Annotated in this window: 14 protein-coding genes; 11 read left to right on the forward strand and 3 right to left on the reverse strand. The window is 60.0% G+C overall.

Annotated elements, in window-relative coordinates; genetic code table 11:
* The first annotated feature begins 198 nt into the window (after positions 1-198).
* The 11 genes from EFR00_RS24270 to EFR00_RS24320 all read left to right on the forward strand — a co-directional run bounded on the left by EFR00_RS24270 (position 199) and on the right by EFR00_RS24320 (position 11,254).
* Positions 199-1,236 (forward strand): class I SAM-dependent methyltransferase, encoded by a 1,038-nt coding sequence (locus EFR00_RS24270; protein WP_077989839.1) that lies wholly within the window; start codon positions 199-201, stop codon positions 1,234-1,236.
* Positions 1,237-1,420: 184 nt separating this feature from the next.
* Positions 1,421-2,305, forward strand: a complete 885-nt coding sequence (locus EFR00_RS24275) for a dihydrodipicolinate synthase family protein (RefSeq protein ID WP_086156639.1) — start codon at positions 1,421-1,423, stop codon at positions 2,303-2,305.
* Between the two features lie 7 nt (positions 2,306-2,312).
* Positions 2,313-2,990 carry a GntR family transcriptional regulator gene (locus tag EFR00_RS24280; protein WP_183740372.1) on the forward strand — a complete coding sequence of 226 codons (678 nt, stop codon included), beginning with the start codon at positions 2,313-2,315 and terminating at the stop codon, positions 2,988-2,990.
* A 56-nt stretch (positions 2,991-3,046) separates the two neighbouring features.
* Positions 3,047-4,375 carry an ABC transporter substrate-binding protein gene (locus EFR00_RS24285; protein ID WP_077989836.1) on the forward strand — a complete coding sequence of 443 codons (1,329 nt, stop codon included), beginning with the start codon at positions 3,047-3,049 and terminating at the stop codon, positions 4,373-4,375.
* Positions 4,375-5,313, forward strand: coding sequence for a carbohydrate ABC transporter permease (locus EFR00_RS24290; protein WP_077989835.1), 939 nt, complete (start codon positions 4,375-4,377; stop codon positions 5,311-5,313). The genes EFR00_RS24285 and EFR00_RS24290 overlap by 1 nt, the downstream gene beginning before the upstream one ends.
* Positions 5,313-6,128: a carbohydrate ABC transporter permease gene (locus tag EFR00_RS24295; protein ID WP_077989834.1), complete on the forward strand. Its 816-nt coding sequence runs from the start codon at positions 5,313-5,315 to the stop codon at positions 6,126-6,128. The genes EFR00_RS24290 and EFR00_RS24295 overlap by 1 nt, the downstream gene beginning before the upstream one ends.
* A gap of 19 nt (positions 6,129-6,147) precedes the next feature.
* Positions 6,148-7,131, forward strand: a complete 984-nt coding sequence (locus tag EFR00_RS24300) for a sugar kinase (protein WP_077989833.1) — start codon at positions 6,148-6,150, stop codon at positions 7,129-7,131.
* 278 nt (positions 7,132-7,409) lie between these two features.
* Positions 7,410-8,114 (forward strand): RNA polymerase sigma factor, encoded by a 705-nt coding sequence (locus tag EFR00_RS24305; protein ID WP_077989832.1) that lies wholly within the window; start codon positions 7,410-7,412, stop codon positions 8,112-8,114.
* Between the two features lie 168 nt (positions 8,115-8,282).
* On the forward strand, positions 8,283-9,146 hold the full coding sequence (locus EFR00_RS24310; RefSeq protein ID WP_096762474.1) for a ferritin-like domain-containing protein: 864 nt from the start codon (positions 8,283-8,285) through the stop codon (positions 9,144-9,146).
* Positions 9,147-9,503: 357 nt separating this feature from the next.
* Positions 9,504-10,790, forward strand: coding sequence for an SDR family oxidoreductase (locus EFR00_RS24315; RefSeq protein ID WP_077989830.1), 1,287 nt, complete (start codon positions 9,504-9,506; stop codon positions 10,788-10,790).
* Positions 10,787-11,254, forward strand: coding sequence for a DUF2269 family protein (locus tag EFR00_RS24320; protein WP_077989829.1), 468 nt, complete (start codon positions 10,787-10,789; stop codon positions 11,252-11,254). The genes EFR00_RS24315 and EFR00_RS24320 overlap by 4 nt, the downstream gene beginning before the upstream one ends.
* Before the next feature lie 994 nt (positions 11,255-12,248).
* Here EFR00_RS24320 and EFR00_RS24325 read toward each other — a convergent pair.
* From EFR00_RS24325 to EFR00_RS24340, 3 genes are all read right to left on the reverse strand, one after another.
* Positions 12,249-13,817 carry a BCCT family transporter gene (locus EFR00_RS24325; RefSeq protein WP_077989828.1) on the reverse strand — a complete coding sequence of 523 codons (1,569 nt, stop codon included), beginning with the start codon at positions 13,815-13,817 and terminating at the stop codon, positions 12,249-12,251.
* An 823-nt stretch (positions 13,818-14,640) separates the two neighbouring features.
* Positions 14,641-15,924 carry an MFS transporter gene (locus tag EFR00_RS24335; RefSeq protein WP_077989827.1) on the reverse strand — a complete coding sequence of 428 codons (1,284 nt, stop codon included), beginning with the start codon at positions 15,922-15,924 and terminating at the stop codon, positions 14,641-14,643.
* 197 nt (positions 15,925-16,121) lie between these two features.
* Positions 16,122-16,577 (reverse strand): MarR family winged helix-turn-helix transcriptional regulator, encoded by a 456-nt coding sequence (locus EFR00_RS24340; RefSeq protein WP_040112066.1) that lies wholly within the window; start codon positions 16,575-16,577, stop codon positions 16,122-16,124.
* Between the last annotated feature and the right edge of the window lie 118 nt (positions 16,578-16,695).

Consider the following 16,695-nt stretch of genomic DNA (forward strand, 5'->3'; position numbering starts at 1 on the left):
AAACTAAACTGCAAGCCATGCTTCGGCGCCCTCCAGAATTTCGTTCGGCAACCTGCAACGGGTTTGTCTTATTATTTAACCTTCGTAGAGAAGCAGGTTCCCACCCGCAACAGTAGAATTACCCTTATCCCGTGTAGATTCTAGTCGCATCCTGTTTCGAGGTTGATTATGCTTAACGCTAGGTCAAGGAGTCTCGAAATGGCACGAAGTCTTGTCTTGGATGGTGAAAGTCTTGTGGCGCCCGGTGAAATTCGTCAGGCAACGAGGAGGTTTGCCGCGCCAAAGCCCGGCGACCTTATTGTTGCCAAAGCCGAGCTTGCCCTCAGCCTTGACCTGTCGATCCGTCAGTTCAAATCCGGCGTCGAGCCTGGTGCGATAATCCAGCGTCTCACCGACGCCCTGCATCAGTTGCGGCGCCGCTTTCACCCCGACGTGTGGGACGTCATCGTTCCGATCGCGCAATCTCATCCGGTTGCCGACTATCTGCATCAGGATCCATTGACCCGCTGGTCGTTTGAAAAGCCGCGCGGCTATTCTGGCGACGCACGTCTTCTCGACTTCATCTACGGCAGGCCTGAGATCGAGGACGCAGTCGCATCATCGAGCAAGTTGGGACGTTCGATCTACGCCTATACCCGAAACGCTTCGTCATCCCTAGCGGTAAGGGAGCGTCGAGATATTCTGGCGCGCCGCGTCGACGAAATCGCTTCGGTTCGGCCGGGCTCCACCGAGATCCTGGCCATTGCGTCGGGGCATCTTCGGGAAGCGCCTTTGTCGCGCGCGCTCGGCGCCGGCGCGATCAAACGCTGGGTGGCTTTGGATCAGGACCCAATGAGCGTCGGAACCGTAGCCCGCGATTTCGCCGGTACGCCTGTCGAGGCTGTGAACGGGTCGGTCAAATCCCTGCTCGGTGGAAGGCATGCGCTCGGAATGTTCGATTTCGTCTACGCCGCCGGTCTCTATGACTATTTGCCGGACGCGGTCGCCGTCAAACTGACCAGGAAGTGCGTCGGCATGCTTAAGCCCGGCGGCACGTTCCTCTTCGCCAACTTCTCACCGGCAACGGATGTCGATGGTTACATGGAGACATTCATGAACTGGGCGCTGCTGTTGCGGTCAGAACACGAGATGGGGTTGATCGCAGGTGAAAGCGTGACTGGGGCGGATGTGAAGGTGTCGGTATGGTCCGGCTCAAATCGCAGCATTGTCTACTGCGAAATCGAAAGAACGTCCTAGGGCGCCCTTTGGCCGACACGCAACGGCGTTGGCGCCAAGTTAGCGCACAGGAGAGCGGCACGGACCCTGCAGAGCGGCTTTACTGAAGGATTGTTTGCCATTGCTCCCTAAGTCCCACCACCAGGTCTTTACAACTAACATGTTAGTCTGCTAAGCCTGATCCACTAGATGGGGAGGAATGATATTGCCAACAAAATTCGGGCTGTCTGTCGCCCTTGCCACGCCGTTTGACGGCAACAGCGATATCGCCCTCGAGGCGATGATTGCGCAGGGGCAACGGTGCCTGGCTGCTGGCTGCGCCAGCGTGACGCTGTTCGGCACGACGGGCGAGGGCTCATCCATCGGAAGTCGGGAACGCGAGCGCATGCTCGCGGCGTTCCTCGACGCAGGGATCGCGGCGGAAGACATCATCGCCGGCGTGCTGGTCGACTCGGTGGAGGATGCGGCGGTACAGGCCGGTCATGCCCTTTCGCTCGGAGCGAGGAATATCCTTCTGGCTCCGCCGTCCTATTTCAAAAATGTCGGCGACGAGGGCGTGTTCCAGTGGTTTTCAGCGGTCTTCGCCATGCTGGGCGATCAGGCGCGGGACATCATCGTCTACAATATTCCCTCGATCACCATGGTCCCGCTGACGGTGTCGCTGATCGGCCGCTTGCGGACTGCCTTTCCGAACATCGTCACAGGCGTCAAGGATTCTTCCGGCGACTGGCCGTTCACGGAAAGCTTGCTCAAGGCGCATGGCGACCTCATCATCCTGGTCGGCGACGAACGCCATCTCGCCAGAGGCGTTCGGCTTGGCGGCCAGGGGGCGATCTCCGGCATGGCGAATTTCGTACCCCGCGACGTCAAGCTGATGGCCGAAGACGGCAAGGACGACCCCCGCGTCGAAGCATTCGTGGACGAGCTGCTCAAATTTCCTGTTGTCCCAGCCGTGAAAGCCATGGTGGCGCATCAGACATCGGATGAAATCTGGCTTGCGGTTCGTCCGCCGCTCGTTTCAATATCCGGCGAGGGGCACGCCCAGCTCGCCCGCGCTTTCGACGATCTTTTCCGGTCGAAAGCCGCGTAGGTCGGACATGTTGCTGGAGGAGGCGATGGACGGAACGGACGAGCAGCCGACGCTGCGGGAAAAGGCCTATGCAAGTTTCACGCGCCACCTGCTTGCGCGTGACGTGCGTCCCGGCCAGTTCGTTTCGCAGCGCCGTCTCGTGGAATTGACGGGACTGACGCTCGGCGCGATCCGCGAGCTCATCCCGAGGCTTGAAGCCGAGGGGCTGATCAAGACGGTGCCGCAGCGGGGCTTGCAGATCGCTCACATCGATTTGAACCTCATTCGCGAAGCCTTCCAGCTGCGCGTGTTCCTGGAGAAAGAGGCCGTGGCGCTCTTCACCCGGTCAGCGTCGGACGAGACGATCGCCAGGCTGTTGAAGCAGCATCGAGATATTGCCGAGGCCATCCGAAACGGCGATGGCTCGCACGAATTGGAGCTGCGTGCCCAGGCCGTCGATTGGGGCATGCACGATGCCTTTATCGATGCCCTGGGAAATACCATTATTTCGAACGCCTACCGCGTGAATTCGATCAAGATGCGCCTGATCAGCCAGGATCGCTTTCGCATCGACGGTCACGTCGGACCCGTCATGGGCGAGCATCTGAAAGTGCTCGAGGCAATCGAACGACGATCGGCGGAGGACGCCGTCAACAGCCTTGTCGCACATATCAATCATGCAAGGGATCGTGCGCTCAAGATATAATCGGGAATGAACAGCCGGGGATGAGGAGATCGCCGGCAACAAGGAGGAGGATCAACATGCCATCATTCTTCAATCCGACACGCCGCGGTTTTCTGGCGGGGACTGCCGCGCTTGGGGCCAGCAGCATGCTCGGCATGCGCCCGGCCGCCGCTGCCGTCGACTGGAAGCGCTTCACTGGCACCACGCTCGAAGTCAACTTGGTCAAAAGCCCACGCAGCGAAATCCTTCTGAAGTACCTGCCCGAATTCGAGGAGCTCACCGGCATCAAGGTCAATGCTGAAGCGACGCCCGAACAGCAGCAGCGCCAGAAGACGACGATCGAGCTCAGCTCCGGCAAGCCGAGCTTCGACGTGGTCCACATGAGCTACCACGTCCAGAAGCGGCAGTTCGAAAAGGGTGGCTGGCTTGCCGATATCAGCGGCTTCCTCAAGGATCCCGCGCTGACCGATCCGTCGCTCGTGGAAAGTGATTTCGCTGAAGCCGGGCTTGCCTTCGCCAAGGACGGTGACGGCGTGCTGCGCTCTCTCCCCTTCTCGGTCGATTACTGGATCATCTACTGGAACAAGACGCTGTTCGAGAAGACGGGCCTGGCCTACCCGACCAGCTTCGAAGAGCTGGCAAGTGCTGCCGAAGCGCTGACCGATCCCTCGACCAACACCTACGGCTTCGTCGCCCGCGGCCTGAAGAACGCCAATACGCCGGTCTGGACGTCGCTGCTGCTCGGCTATGGCTCGAGCCCGCTCGGTCCCGACGGCAAGCTGCGCACGACGTCGCCGGAAGCGATCGATGCGGCCAAGCTTTACCAGAAGCTGATGACCAAGACCGCCCCTCCCGGCGTCTCCGGCTTCAACTGGGCCGAGGCGCAGTCGGCTTTCCTGCAGGGCAAGATCGGCATGTGGCTGGATGGCGTCGGTTTTGCGCCGCCGATCGAGAACCCGGAAAAGTCGCGCGTCGTCGGCCAGGTCGGCTACGGCATCATGCCGAAGGGTCCGAAGGCACAGGCCGCAGGCACCTTCGGCGACGGGCTCGGCGTCGTCGCGGCAAGCCAGAAGAAGGAAGCCGCCTATCTCTTCTGCCAATGGGCGATTTCCCATGAAATGGGCGCCCGCTTGCTGCAGGCCGGCGCCGGCGTTCCGTTCCGCCAGTCCGTGCTCGAGGATGCCAAGGTCCGCGAAGGCGTCAAGATGCCGGCCGCCTGGCTCGATGCCGTCGTCGGCTCCGGCAAGATCTCGCAGCTCGCCCTGCCGGTCATCATTCCGGTCACCGAGTTCCGTGATATCTATGGCGTCGGCCTCACCAACATGATCGGCGGCGCCGATCCTGAAGCCGAACTGAAGGCGGCGACGGCGCAGTTCGAACCCGTCCTGGCGAAAAGCGAGGGATAATGGCCTCGGCAAGCATCGAAACGGCCGCAGTGGCCAAGGCGCCGAAAGGCGGGAGCAAACCGGACCGGTTTGCTCCCAACTACTGGCCCTTCGTCATCCCGGCGCTCATCGTCATATCAGCCGTCATCGTCTTTCCATGGGTGTTTACGGTGTGGATGAGCGTCAACAGCTGGACGCTCGGTCAGTCGCAAGTCTTTGCGGGGCTCGACAATTATGTCCGTCTTGTTACCGACATGCGCTTCTGGGAGTCGCTGTGGCACACGGTGCTCTATACGACGCTCTCCGTGGTCGTTCCCCTGTTTTTGGGCACGCTCGCCGCGCTGATCTTCGATGCCCAATTTCCGCTCCGCGGTCTTATCCGCGGCATATTCGTGATGCCGATGATGGCGACCCCGGTCGCCATCGCTCTCGTCTGGACGATGATGTACCACCCGCAACTCGGCGTGCTCAACTATCTCCTCTCCTTCGCCGGCATCGGCCCGCAGGAATGGATCTACAATCAGAGCAGCGTCATTCCCTCGCTGGTTCTGGTCGAGAGCTGGCAGTGGACGCCGCTCGTCATGCTGATCGTGCTCGGCGGCCTGGCGGCGGTTCCGCGCGAACCTTATGAAAGTGCGGAGATCGACGGCGCCAATGTCTGGCAGAAATTCCGCTATCTGACGCTGCCGATGATCGCGCCATTCCTGATGATTGCGGCGATTATCCGCAGCATCGATGCCGTGAAAAGCTTCGACATTATCTACGCCATGACCCAGGGCGGCCCGGGCACGGCGTCGGAAACGATCAACATCTATCTCTACAACACCGCCTTCGCCTATTACGACATCGGCTACGGCTCGGCCATGGCGGTCGTCTTCTTCATCCTCATCGTCCTGCTCTCCTTCGTTCTGATGATGATCCGGCAGCGCGTGAACTGGTCCGACGGGGAGGCACGCTGATGAAGCGCAAGACACTCGACCGTATCGGACTGCTGTTCGTCGCGCTGGTGATGATCTCGCCGGTCGTCCTGTTCTTCCTCTGGATGATCTCGCTGTCGCTGAAATATGAGATCGACAACGGCGCCTATCCGCCGATCTTCATTCCGGAGCGTTTCGCCTGGACGAACTATCTGAAGGTCTTCGAGGAGAACAATTTCTTCCTCTATCTCTGGAATTCGGTGCTGGTGACGGGATCGGCCACGCTTCTGGCGCTGCTGATCGGCGTGCCGGCGGGCTACGGCATCGCGCGACTGAAGGCCGAGAAGTCCGCCATGGTCATCATGATCGCGCGCATGACGCCGGGCCTGTCCTTCCTTATTCCGCTCTTCCTGCTGTTCCAGTGGCTGAACCTGCTCGGCACGCTGATGCCGCAGATCATCATCCACCTCGTGGTCACCGTGCCGATCGTCGTCTGGATCATGATCGGCTATTTCGAGACGACGCCGATGGAGCTGGAAGAGGCGGCGAGCATCGACGGCGCCACGCCGTGGCAGGTTTTCCGCCTTGTCGCCCTGCCGATCGCAAGACCCGGAATCGTCGTCGCCTTCATCCTGTCGGTCATCTTCTCGTGGAACAATTTCGTCTTCGGCATCGTGCTCGCCAGCCGCGAGACGCGCACACTCCCCGTCGCCGTCTACAACATGCTCTCCTTTGAACAGGTCAGCTGGGGGCCGCTTGCGGCGGCGGCGTTGATCGTCACCTTGCCTGTGCTGATCTTGACCGTGTTTGCTCAACGGCAGATCGTGGCGGGGCTAACGGCCGGCGCCGTCAAATGAACGGGCGAGGCGAACGTCGATGACTTCCTCTGGCTTCGACCTGCCGCCTAATCCGGCGCGCCGCGTCCTATGCGGCGGCGCGGCGGTTCTCGATACCCTCTTCCGCGTGCACTCGCTGCCCACGGGCCAGGGCAAGATCCTGCCTTACGAGATGCTGCAGGTCGCCGAAGGCATGGCGTCGAGCGCGGCATTCGCCGTCGCCCGGCTTGGCGGCCATGCCAGCCTCTGGGGCGCGGTTGGCGACGATGCCACAGGCGAACGCATCATCTCCGATCTCGGCGATAGCGGCATAGACACGAGCGGCATGACGGTTGTGCAGGGCGCCCGCTCGGCCGTCTCGACGATCCTCATCGATGATGAGGGCGAGCGCTTGATCGTGCCCTTTTACGATGCGCGGCTGCACGATACGGTCAGGCCGGTCACCGAGCAGGAGATTTCTGCCTTCGACGCCGTGCTTGTCGACGTCCGGTGGCCGAAGCTTGCGCTGCGGACGCTGATCGCGGCCGGCAAGGCTGCCAAACCGGCCATTCTCGACGGCGACGTTGCGGGCGAGGGCGTCATCGAGATGCTGGCGCCGGCCGCCAGCCACATCATCTTTTCGCAGCCTGCAGCCGAGCGGCTTGCCGGGACCGCTGATCTCGTCGGCACCGTCGGCTTTCTGAAGCGGAAATTCGCACATGCCTTCATCAGTGTCACGGCTGGCGAGAACGGCTCACTGTGGTTCGATGATGCAAGCGGCGACATCCGTCGTCTTGTCGCTCCGAAGGTAAGAGCGATCGATACGCTTGCGGCGGGCGACATCTTCCATGGCGCTTTTGCGCTGGCGATTGCGGAAAACATGCCGATCGAAGAAGCGATGCGATTGTCATCGATGGCGGCGGCTCTGAAATGCCGGAAGTTCGGCGGACGCATCGGCGCACCCACCAGAGTGGAAGTCTGCGAAGCACTGCGCGACTGGGACGTGGGCGCCGTCTCGGCAGGCAAGCGAAATCGAGAACGGTAGTCCGTACCGCGATACTGTCGCCAAGCTCCAATGACAAGCAAACAACAAACCAACGAGAAAACAGCGGCTTATACCTTTTACGGCTTCTGAAAGCAGATATCGCCGGCGACCACTCTGTTAGTCTCAGTTGCACCGAAACCAGAAGATGGAACTGCTCCGCGCCGATTTACTTGGTCAGCAGGCCTCTGGTCCGCTAGAGTCCCAAGTCTCCACCTGGCCGCAGACCGAAAAGCAGGAATACGCTTATCTCATAGTAAGCTGATGCATCTGGAGCGCCTATGATGAAGCCGAGCGGATCCACCGAGGCAGTGAGAATCGAGGACCTTGACGACGCGGGGCTGGTTGAACACGCGCGACATCGAGACTCCGCCGCATTCTGGCTGATCATCAAGCGTCACAATCAGCGGCTTCACCGGGTCGCCCGCGCCATCCTGAATGACGACACCGAGGCGGAGGACGTACTTCAGGAGACCTATATCCACGCCTTCACCCATCTGGCCGAATTCCGCGCGGAGGCGCGGCTGTCGACCTGGCTCACCCGGATCGCGCTGAACGAGGCGCTGGGACGCCGCCGGAAAAAGCGACCCACCGTGGACGCGAAAGTCATCGAAGGCATGGTCGCTCCGTTCAGCGCACACAAGCCTGATCCCGAAGAGGCGGCCGCTCTCGCTGGAATCCGCGGCCTCCTGGAGCGAGCCGTCGGTGACTTGCCGGAGCCGTTTCGCATCGTCTTTGTCATGCGGGACGTCGAGGAAATGAGCATTGAGGAAACCGCTTTTCTTTTGGCATTGCGACCTCAGACAGTGAGCACCCGTCTTTATCGCGCACGCCGGCTGCTCCGCGAGGCGCTGGAGGACAAGCTCGCAACCGTGTTCACGGATACGTTTCTCTTCGCCGGCGCTCGTTGCGACCGCCTCGCGCAATCAGTCCTCGCTCGGCTCGCAATCCTTGGTTCCAAAGGATCTGTTGAACGCGGCAACTGAGCGCAGGTAGACGCCGTCCACGCCGAGATTACGCCGGCTCCTTTCGCAGGGCCTTTGTAGCGGGACACGGGAATATTTTGGCGGCCCGGACCATCTAATCGTCAGGCAAATGCATTCGGTGCCGCGGTGCTGACAGCGGTGTTGAATCAACAAACATAGGAGACCGCCATGCACGGCGCACTTCACCTATCCCGGCGTCAGTCGCTTCAGGGACTTATCGTACTCGGTGCCGGAGCGGCACTGAGCGGAATCGCGCGGCCTTCTCCGGTATTGGCACAGGACATATCGGACGAGGACATTTTCCGTTTTGCGCTCAACCTCGAATATATGGAGGCTGAATACTACCTGCGCGGCACCACCGGAAAGGGCATCGACGCAGCCGATGCCGGTTCGAAACCCGGCGACGTCGTTGGTGGAAAGCAAGTCTCGTTCGAGACGCCCGCCATCGGCGAATTCATGCAGGAAGTGGCGGAAAATGAACTCGCGCACGTCCGCTTCTACCGCAAGACGCTTGGAACCGACGCGGTTGACCGGCCGGCCATCGATTTCGATGCGGGCTTCAAAGCCGTCGCGCAAGCAGCAGGCCTCGGGCCGGATTTCGACCCCTTCGGCAACGAGACGAACTTCGTTCTCGGCGGGATGTTGTTCGAGGATGTCGGCGTCACCGCCTATGCCGGTGCGGCGACAGTTCTGAAAAACAAGGACTTCCTCGCCGCAGCCGCAGGCATCCTGGCGGTCGAGGCCTATCACATGGGAATGGCGCGATCTACGCTATACCGAAAGGGAGAGGAAGCCTGGAAGGCCGCCAACGCTGTCTCCGATGCGCGAGACAAAATCGACGGGTCAGACGACAAGGACCAGGGGATTCAGGCGGACGGAAAAGCCAACATCGTTCCCTCGACGCCCGATGCGATCGCGTTCACCAGAACGCCGCAGGAGGTGCTGCGGATCGTCTACCTCACCGACAAGGACGGAGTGAGCAAGGGCGGCTTCTATCCGGAAGGGATGAACGGTACGCTCAAGACCACCTGAGCCAGTTGGTTCGACTACCCTTCAAGGCGAGGGGACTATAATTTGTCCGGGGCGCCCGACAAGGCAGGCCATCGCGTCTGAATGTTCAGTCGATCGCAAAAACGCCGATCCGAGAGATCGAGGCGCAGGGAAACGCGTCATTCGTTGACAATCCACCGCGTGGCACTCACCTGGTTCATGGCGGCTTCAGTGATCGCAATGGCATTGGCACCTGGAGATTTACGCCGAAACAAGCCGCAACCGTTCATGGCGAATGCGGATGTCGAGGCGGACGCCATGTGGGGTGCGGTTAGGCTGGCACTGGAACGAAATTTGTCCGCACAAGTTCGGGTCTGTTGAGCGAGAAGGCCCGCAAGCATGAAGATTCTGGTTATCGGAGCGACAGGGCTGGTTGGTAGCGCCGTCTGCGCCGGGCTGGCGACGGGCGGACATAATGTCATCAGCGCGGTTCGTCCTGGCAAACAGCCCGATGGAGGGCTCGGCACCTGGGTTGAAGTCGACATAGCAAAGGCGGTTGAACCCTCTGACTGGCTGCCTCACCTCGAAGGAATAGATGCGGTCGTCAACTGCGCCGGGGCGCTGCAGGACGGAATGAGGCACAACATGACGGCCGTCCACGCGCAGGGACCGCGAGCCTTGTTCAGTGCATGCGAGCAATCCGGTGTACGCCGAATTATTCATTTCTCGGCGATCGGGGTGGATCGGCAGCAGCCGTCAGCGTTCTCACGCACGAAGCTTTCCGGCGACATGGCTCTGATGGAGACGAATCTCGATTGGGTGATCCTGCGTCCCGCCGTGATCCTTGGGGACTCCGCGTTCGGTTCCAGTGCATTGTTCCGGGGACTTGCCGCTCTGCCGGTTCTGCCGGCGATGCCGTCGACCGGGAAACTTCAGGTGGTGCAGCTCGAGGACGTCACGGAGACCGTCCTTCGTTTTGTCGACAAAGCAGACCCATCGAAACTCTCGCTTGAAATCGTCGGCCCGCAACCGCTTGATTTCGACGAGATTGTAGCGCGGTACCGGAGATGGCTTGGCTGGCCTCCCGCCAAGCGCTATCTGCTGCCCCGCCCGCTCGCCAGCCTTCTCTATCGGCTCGGCGATATCGCAGGATTGCTGGGATGGCGGCCGCCGGTTCGAAGCACCGCCGCAAGGGAGATCGTCCGCGGCGCCGTGGGCGATCCAACGGATTGGACCGCCGCTACCGGAATCCGGCCGTTATCGTTGGACGATGCTTTGGCGCGTCGCCCTGTTTCGGTCCAGGAGCGTTGGTTTGCCAAACTCTACTTTCTGAAGCCGGTCATTTTTCTGCTGCTGCCACTCTTCTGGATAGCGACCGGGATAATTTCGCTGACGTCGGGTTTCGAGGAGGGCGTCGAACTGATGCTGGCGGGCGGCGCAGGTTGGCTCGCGGCACCAAGCGTGGTTGCCGGAGCTCTTGCAGACATCGTGGTCGGATGCGCTATCGCTTTGCGCCGCACAGCGCGTTGGGGCCTCTACGCAGCTGTCCTGCTATCACTCTTCTATGCAGCAGCCGGCACGGCAATATTGCCGGAGTTGTGGAATGAGCCCCTCGGCCCGCTGACCAAGATATGGCCGATCCTCGTGCTACACTTGGTCGCTCTGGCGATTCTGGAGGAGCGATGATCTATTTCGTACTGAAATTCCTGCATATCATCGGCGCCGCTGTTCTTCTCGGCACCGGCGCGGGGATCGCCTTCTTTATGTTGGTGGCGCATCGCACCGGCAATGCGATCACCGTAGCCGCCGTCGCGCGGATCGTGGTGCTTGCGGATTTCGTCTTCACGACAACGGCCGTGATCGTTCAGCCGATCACCGGCATAGCGCTGGCCTGGCATGTCGGTTATTCCCTTTGGGATCGTTGGATATTTTGGTCGATCATCCTCTATCTGGTCACGGGCGCCTTTTGGTTGCCGGTCGTTTGGATGCAGATGGAGATGCGCAATATCGCGAAGCAAGCAGTGGTGAAGGGTGAGCCGCTGCCGGCGCGCTATCACAAGCTATTTTGGACCTGGTTCTGTTTCGGCTTTCCGGCTTTCGCTGCGGTCCTGGCAATTATCTGGCTCATGATTACACGGCCGGCTCGATGAGAGCGCGGCTCTTGTTGTCTTTGCGCTGACGCGCTTTGTCATGCCGCTATGACATCAGCAACACCTTCAAAAGCGGTTGACCAAGATTGATTATTGACTCATCACGCAATGTGAACATAATAGGAACATCGGCGAGGCGGCCGCCAATCTGAAAACGAATGTATAGAGCACGGATATGCGAGAGCAGCCGACCGGCAAAGTCGTGGAGACGAAGGGCTCGAGTAATCGCTATCACAGGGGCGATATGCCAGCAGCAAGAGCAAAGTGCTGGACGACATCCGCCACCTGCGTCGGCAGTTGGCACTGACAGAAGGCGCTATGAGCCCGCGGTTGGCCCGAGCTACGATCGAGACCGATAATGCCGGAAATGAACATATCGAAGAAGCTGTCGCGCTGGTCGTTGGAGGAGGCACGGCAAGTAGGACACCTACTGGTTATCCGCTGCGGGCTTTGCAATATTACACGTCGGTTTCTGCCGGATGACATTCTTAAGCTCCATAGGAACACCACCTTGAGCCGCCTGAGGTTTGTCTGCCAAGAATGCAACAAGAGTGCTTACATCGAGGTGAACGTCTATTGCCCGTCATCATGGGAAGTCGGAAAGCTTGAGGTCCCGGCGGCTGGCCGGAATGCGAGACGTCCGGAAGCCTATATGGCGAGACGGAACCCTTTAGAAGGCCGCAGCGGCGCAGAGACGCCAAGGGACCCAGCGCCGCGGGATCCAGCATCAAGCAAACGCTTAGCCGGTGATACGAGCCGGAGCCGCCCATACTGCGAAGGGCAATAGCCGGGTACTACCGACATCAAGCCCGTTCAATGTAGTTGTCGTTACGGTGTCCGACGCGGGGTTCGCCGGCTAAGGGTTGCAACCATGGGCCTCGCATCGTGCGTTTCTGCTTCAAACTCGATTATGCCGCCGTACACTCCCACGTCAAAGCCGCACCTGAATTTCACCAGGTGCGGTTTATTGGCGCTGGATGGGGAGACTCGTGATCTATTCAGCAGTTAATGTGGCCAATTGCGGACCTTCGGAAAGGGGAGAGAGTGGCTCAGGCCGGTCTTCGAGGTCGTTCAGCAGTGCCGTCCATAGCGAGACGCATAGTCCGACCATCACGACGAGGAAGGGTGCTGCGGCGATAATCGACGCGGTCTGCAAGCCCTGCAAGCCTCCCATCACCAGCAGCACACAGGCCGACGCTCCGGCGAGGCCACCCCACAGCACGACGACGCCGCGTGCGGGCTCAAGCGTGCCGTGAGACGAGAGCATGCCCATCACTATCGAGGCGGCATCCGCGCCCGAGATAAAGAAGATGGCGACAAGGAAGATCGCGACGAATGAGGTGAGCGCGGTTGCAGGATATTGTTCAAGCAGGGCAAACAGCGAGATGGCGGCCCCCTTGGTGTTGACGGCCTCGACGAGGCCGCCGGCTCCCATCAGTTCGGAATGTAGCGCAGTGCCACCCATGATCGTGAACCAGAGGAAGGTTACGCCGCTCGGAATGAGCAGAACGCCGATGATGAATTCTCGGATCGTACGCCCCTTGGAGATGCGTGCAATGAAGACGCCTACGAAAGGCGCCCAGGAAACCCACCAAGCCCAGTAAAAGATCGTCCAGCTGCCCAACCATTTGCCGTCGCTGAAGGCGGCGGTGCGGAACGACATGGTGACGAGATCGGATAGATAGTCGCCAAGCGCCTCGGTGAAGGTGTTGAGGATGAAGATGGTCGGCCCGACGATGGCTAGGAACAGTAGCAGCACGGCCGCGATCACCATGTTCATGTTGCTCAGGAACTGAACGCCCTTGCCCACCCCGGAAACTGCCGAAAGGATAAATAGCACCGACAACACCGTGATGATCGCAAGGGCCACTCCCGTCCCCTCACCGATTCCCCAAAGAAAATTCAGACCGCTGTTGATCTGTTGGGCGCCAAGGCCGAGCGATGTCGCCGTGCCGAACAGCGTGGCTATAACGGCGAGAATATCGATCGTCTTACCGATCGGTCCGTTGACGGCGCTACCGAGCAGGGGGGTGAATGCGCTCGATATCAGGATAGGCAAGCCCTTACGGTAGGTGAAGTAGGCGATCGCCAGCCCGACAATGGCATAGATCGCCCAAGGGTGCAGCGCCCAATGAAAGTAGGAATATTTCATTGCGACTAGCGCAGCTTCCCGGCTTTGCGCGGCCGCCAGACCGTGAGGAGGTGCGCCAAAATGGAAAACTGGTTCGGCAACGCCCCAGAACATCAAGCCGATGCCCATGCCGACGCTGAACATCATGCAGACCCACGAAGCCGTCCGGAATTCCGGAACCTCGTCATCGGCCCCAAGCCTGATCTTGCCGAAACGGCTGATCGCCAGGAACCCGGCAAAGATCAGGAAGAACGCGGTCGAGACAACAAAGCCCCATCCGAAATCGCCGATAATCGCCGAAAGCGCAGCTTGGGTGACGGAGGCAAGGCTCTCCGGAGCCACCGCTCCCCATGAGATGAACCCGGCCGCTATTGCTATTGCCGGCCAGAATACCGCCGGATCTATGCTGCGGAGTCTGTTCGCAGTCGACATGCTTATCCCTCCAAGGTTTATGTGCTGACGTTCCCTTTGAATTTTAAAATGGGCATCGCGATAGAACCTGTCCGAGAGGCCAAGTCGCGATGCCAATGCCGTAAAGCTAACGACGCTGAACGCGCCTTTGTGACCTTGCGGCTCTGGGGCCGCCTTCTTTATGTGACTAGCAGATCACCCGGTTTGCACTCGCCTCCGTTACGACCGTCGGCTTGTCGAAAACCGACCTCTGCTAGACAGAACCGACATTCATTGAAGCGATCAGCTGGGCTGCGATGTGGCGAAAACTGTGAAATTGATGGTTCCTGGGGGATGGCGAAACGCAGCAGACCAGCCAGCTGCGACGGCAAATTTCCATCCGGAGCGAGCTGAACCGGATGAATGCCAAGCCAAATGCGCAGAAGGAACTTGCTTGGCCTTCTTTATCCGTGTCCGGACGAGATTGGCATTGACGTCGTGTGCAACGCCAGCCGTGAGACCGAAATGCAGGGCTGTAAGCTCGCCGCGACAAGCCGATCTGGCGAGGCTGGGTCACCATGGCGGGCCGCGGCGGATTGCTCAAACGAGGAGCATCAGTTCTCCGTTTACGGAAACCGCCGCCTTTAGCCGAGCCGCTCGGATTTTTTCCTTCAGTTCTAAAATAACGACGCGCAACTACATCCTACAGGGACAAGGGTCGTCATAAGGCGCGTCTTTAGAGCTGCGGAAAAAAAGGCTCGGTCATTTGAGCCGAGGTCCGACGGTTGACCATTCCTGGAAACTCGAACTCCCATGAAATATTGCCGGCAGGTTTTTTGACATCGAGACCTGCCGGCGACCAGTCTTAATGGGCCTTGCTTGAGTAGAGCAGAGTGGCGGCTGCAAGAACGCAACCTACTGCGCCGACCGCCGCGAAGATGTAGAAGTTCCATTGCGGGGCGAGACCGGCGCCAAGCACAGCGCCACCGATGGCTGGGCCGATCATGCCGCCGATACGGCCGATGCCAAGCGAGAAGCCAAGGCCCGTGCCGCGGATTTCGACCGGATAGAGACTGCCGACGAGAACATTGGCAAGAATCTGTGTGCCGATGGTGCCGGTTCCAGCGAGCGCCACGAGTCCATAGACCTGCAAGCCCTCATCGACTTGCGTCAGCAGCCAGATGGCGCAGGCACCGAGCGCGAACATGCCGGCGACGACCAACTTGACATTGCCTCGGTCAGCAATCCTAGCGCCGATCAACAGCCCGATCGCCGCGCCAAGATTGAGCGTCACCGAGAACAGCAGCGCAGAGCCAAGGTCGTAGCCCATCTTGTTCATGATGGTCGGAAGCCAATTGACCATGCCGAAGGTCAGCAGAAGCGAACAGAAGTGGATGCCCCAGGCATTCAGCGTCGGCAGAAGACGGCCCTCGGAAAACAGCGACTTTACGCCGGCCTGGCGGTCCGCTGCAGGGCGGGGGGTCGGACGGGGCAGGCCGAATTGGGTAGCGATCTCGTTGGCTTCGGCGTGACGGTCCTTGCTTGCCAGCCATTCGGGCGATTCAGGGATGAGGCGCAGGAAGAGCGGCAGGAGCAGGATCGGCGCGCCGCCGATGATCATCAGTGGCCGCCAACCATAGGTCTGAACCAGCAGGATACCGAGAATGCCGGACAGGATACCGCCGATCAGATAGCCGAGGAGCGTGATCGAATAGGCCATGGCCTTCCGTTTCGGCGGAGAGAATTCAATGATCAGCGCGGTGACGGTCGGGAACAGTGCGCCGAGACCCAGACCGGCGAGAAAGCGCGTGCCCTCGAAGGCGAGGAAGCTCGGCGCGAAGCCGCTGCCAATCATCATGACGGAAAAGCTCAGCAAGCTGCCGATGATGACCTTGCGACGACCGATCCGGTCGGCGAGCGTTCCGGCGACAAGCGCGCCGAGCAGCATGCCGAACAGGGTGATAGAGGCGGCGCGTCCGACCATGCCTGGTGTCAGCGCCCAGCTCGCCTCTCTGAGCAGTGCTGGCGCGACTGCGCCATAGACAATCAAGTCGTAGCCATCGAAGAGGATCAACAGGCCGCAAAGGGCGACGATCATGTTCGGGCTGCGCACGCTTTCCTTGACGATAGCAATATCTTGTATGGCCATTGGTTCCTCCCCATACATCCGAGTACAGGAAGTACGCTCCGCCTGCGGCAAGTTGGCGTCAATCCGTGTACAAATCCTCCAGGATCGTTGCCGGCATGGTTCCTCCCAGCGCCGAACCTCGCCCCTCCACGGACGATGTCAAAGCAACGACTAGGCGCTATTAAATACTTGCGAATAAAATATTTGCAACTGCAAACTTACCGCTCCGCACTTTTTCCTTTGGTCGAGATGGCGGGCAGGTTGCTGTGCATCCGGCGTAGCGCCTTCTTCAGCGCTTCGATCTCCTCGTCGGACATGTCCTGAACGGCGGTTCTTTCCAACTCCACCGCCAGCGGCATGAGTTGTTGGGTCAGCGCCTCGCCCTGCGGGGTAAGCCGCACGATCACTATACGGCCATTGTCTTCCGGCCGCGTCCGGGACACGAGCTTGCGTTTCGCCAGAGTGCCGACGAGGCGCGACAGCGTCGATATCTCAACCGAGACGACGTCGGCAAGGTCGCCCAGCGTACTCTCGTTTCGCTCCTTGAGCATGGCCAGAACCCGATACATGGCGACGGTGAGGTCATGTTCGGAAATTCTCTGCGCGAACACTTCGGCAATTCGAACGCCGGCGCGGTTGAGAAGGTATGGAACGGAATCGGTAAGTTTATACATGTGCCTGATCTGCCGGTGGGATTCCGCCTGCTTTGTTCAGTCTTCGACATGCACGCAAATGACCGCGATGACAACACGGTCGTCTTTTCACGGCGCTGAAAACCGGACCATACCCCGT

The organism is Rhizobium sophoriradicis (assembly GCF_003939025.1).
GTDB lineage: Bacteria > Pseudomonadota > Alphaproteobacteria > Rhizobiales > Rhizobiaceae > Rhizobium > Rhizobium sophoriradicis.

What these genes read in the sequence shown, in the direction of transcription:
- EFR00_RS24270 (WP_077989839.1), top strand. Translation starts at nt 199, where the DNA reads ATGGCACGAAGTCTTGTCTTGGATGGTGAAAGTCTTGTGGCGCCCGGT.
- EFR00_RS24280 (WP_183740372.1), top strand. Translation starts at nt 2,313, where the DNA reads ATGTTGCTGGAGGAGGCGATGGACGGAACGGACGAGCAGCCGACGCTG.
- EFR00_RS24285 (WP_077989836.1), top strand. Translation starts at nt 3,047, where the DNA reads ATGCCATCATTCTTCAATCCGACACGCCGCGGTTTTCTGGCGGGGACT.
- EFR00_RS24290 (WP_077989835.1), top strand. Translation starts at nt 4,375, where the DNA reads ATGGCCTCGGCAAGCATCGAAACGGCCGCAGTGGCCAAGGCGCCGAAA.
- EFR00_RS24295 (WP_077989834.1), top strand. Translation starts at nt 5,313, where the DNA reads ATGAAGCGCAAGACACTCGACCGTATCGGACTGCTGTTCGTCGCGCTG.
- EFR00_RS24300 (WP_077989833.1), top strand. Translation starts at nt 6,148, where the DNA reads ATGACTTCCTCTGGCTTCGACCTGCCGCCTAATCCGGCGCGCCGCGTC.
- EFR00_RS24305 (WP_077989832.1), top strand. Translation starts at nt 7,410, where the DNA reads ATGATGAAGCCGAGCGGATCCACCGAGGCAGTGAGAATCGAGGACCTT.
- EFR00_RS24310 (WP_096762474.1), top strand. Translation starts at nt 8,283, where the DNA reads ATGCACGGCGCACTTCACCTATCCCGGCGTCAGTCGCTTCAGGGACTT.
- EFR00_RS24315 (WP_077989830.1), top strand. Translation starts at nt 9,504, where the DNA reads ATGAAGATTCTGGTTATCGGAGCGACAGGGCTGGTTGGTAGCGCCGTC.
- EFR00_RS24320 (WP_077989829.1), top strand. Translation starts at nt 10,787, where the DNA reads ATGATCTATTTCGTACTGAAATTCCTGCATATCATCGGCGCCGCTGTT.
- EFR00_RS24325 (WP_077989828.1), bottom strand. Translation starts at nt 13,817, where the DNA reads ATGTCGACTGCGAACAGACTCCGCAGCATAGATCCGGCGGTATTCTGG.
- EFR00_RS24335 (WP_077989827.1), bottom strand. Translation starts at nt 15,924, where the DNA reads ATGGCCATACAAGATATTGCTATCGTCAAGGAAAGCGTGCGCAGCCCG.
- EFR00_RS24340 (WP_040112066.1), bottom strand. Translation starts at nt 16,577, where the DNA reads ATGTATAAACTTACCGATTCCGTTCCATACCTTCTCAACCGCGCCGGC.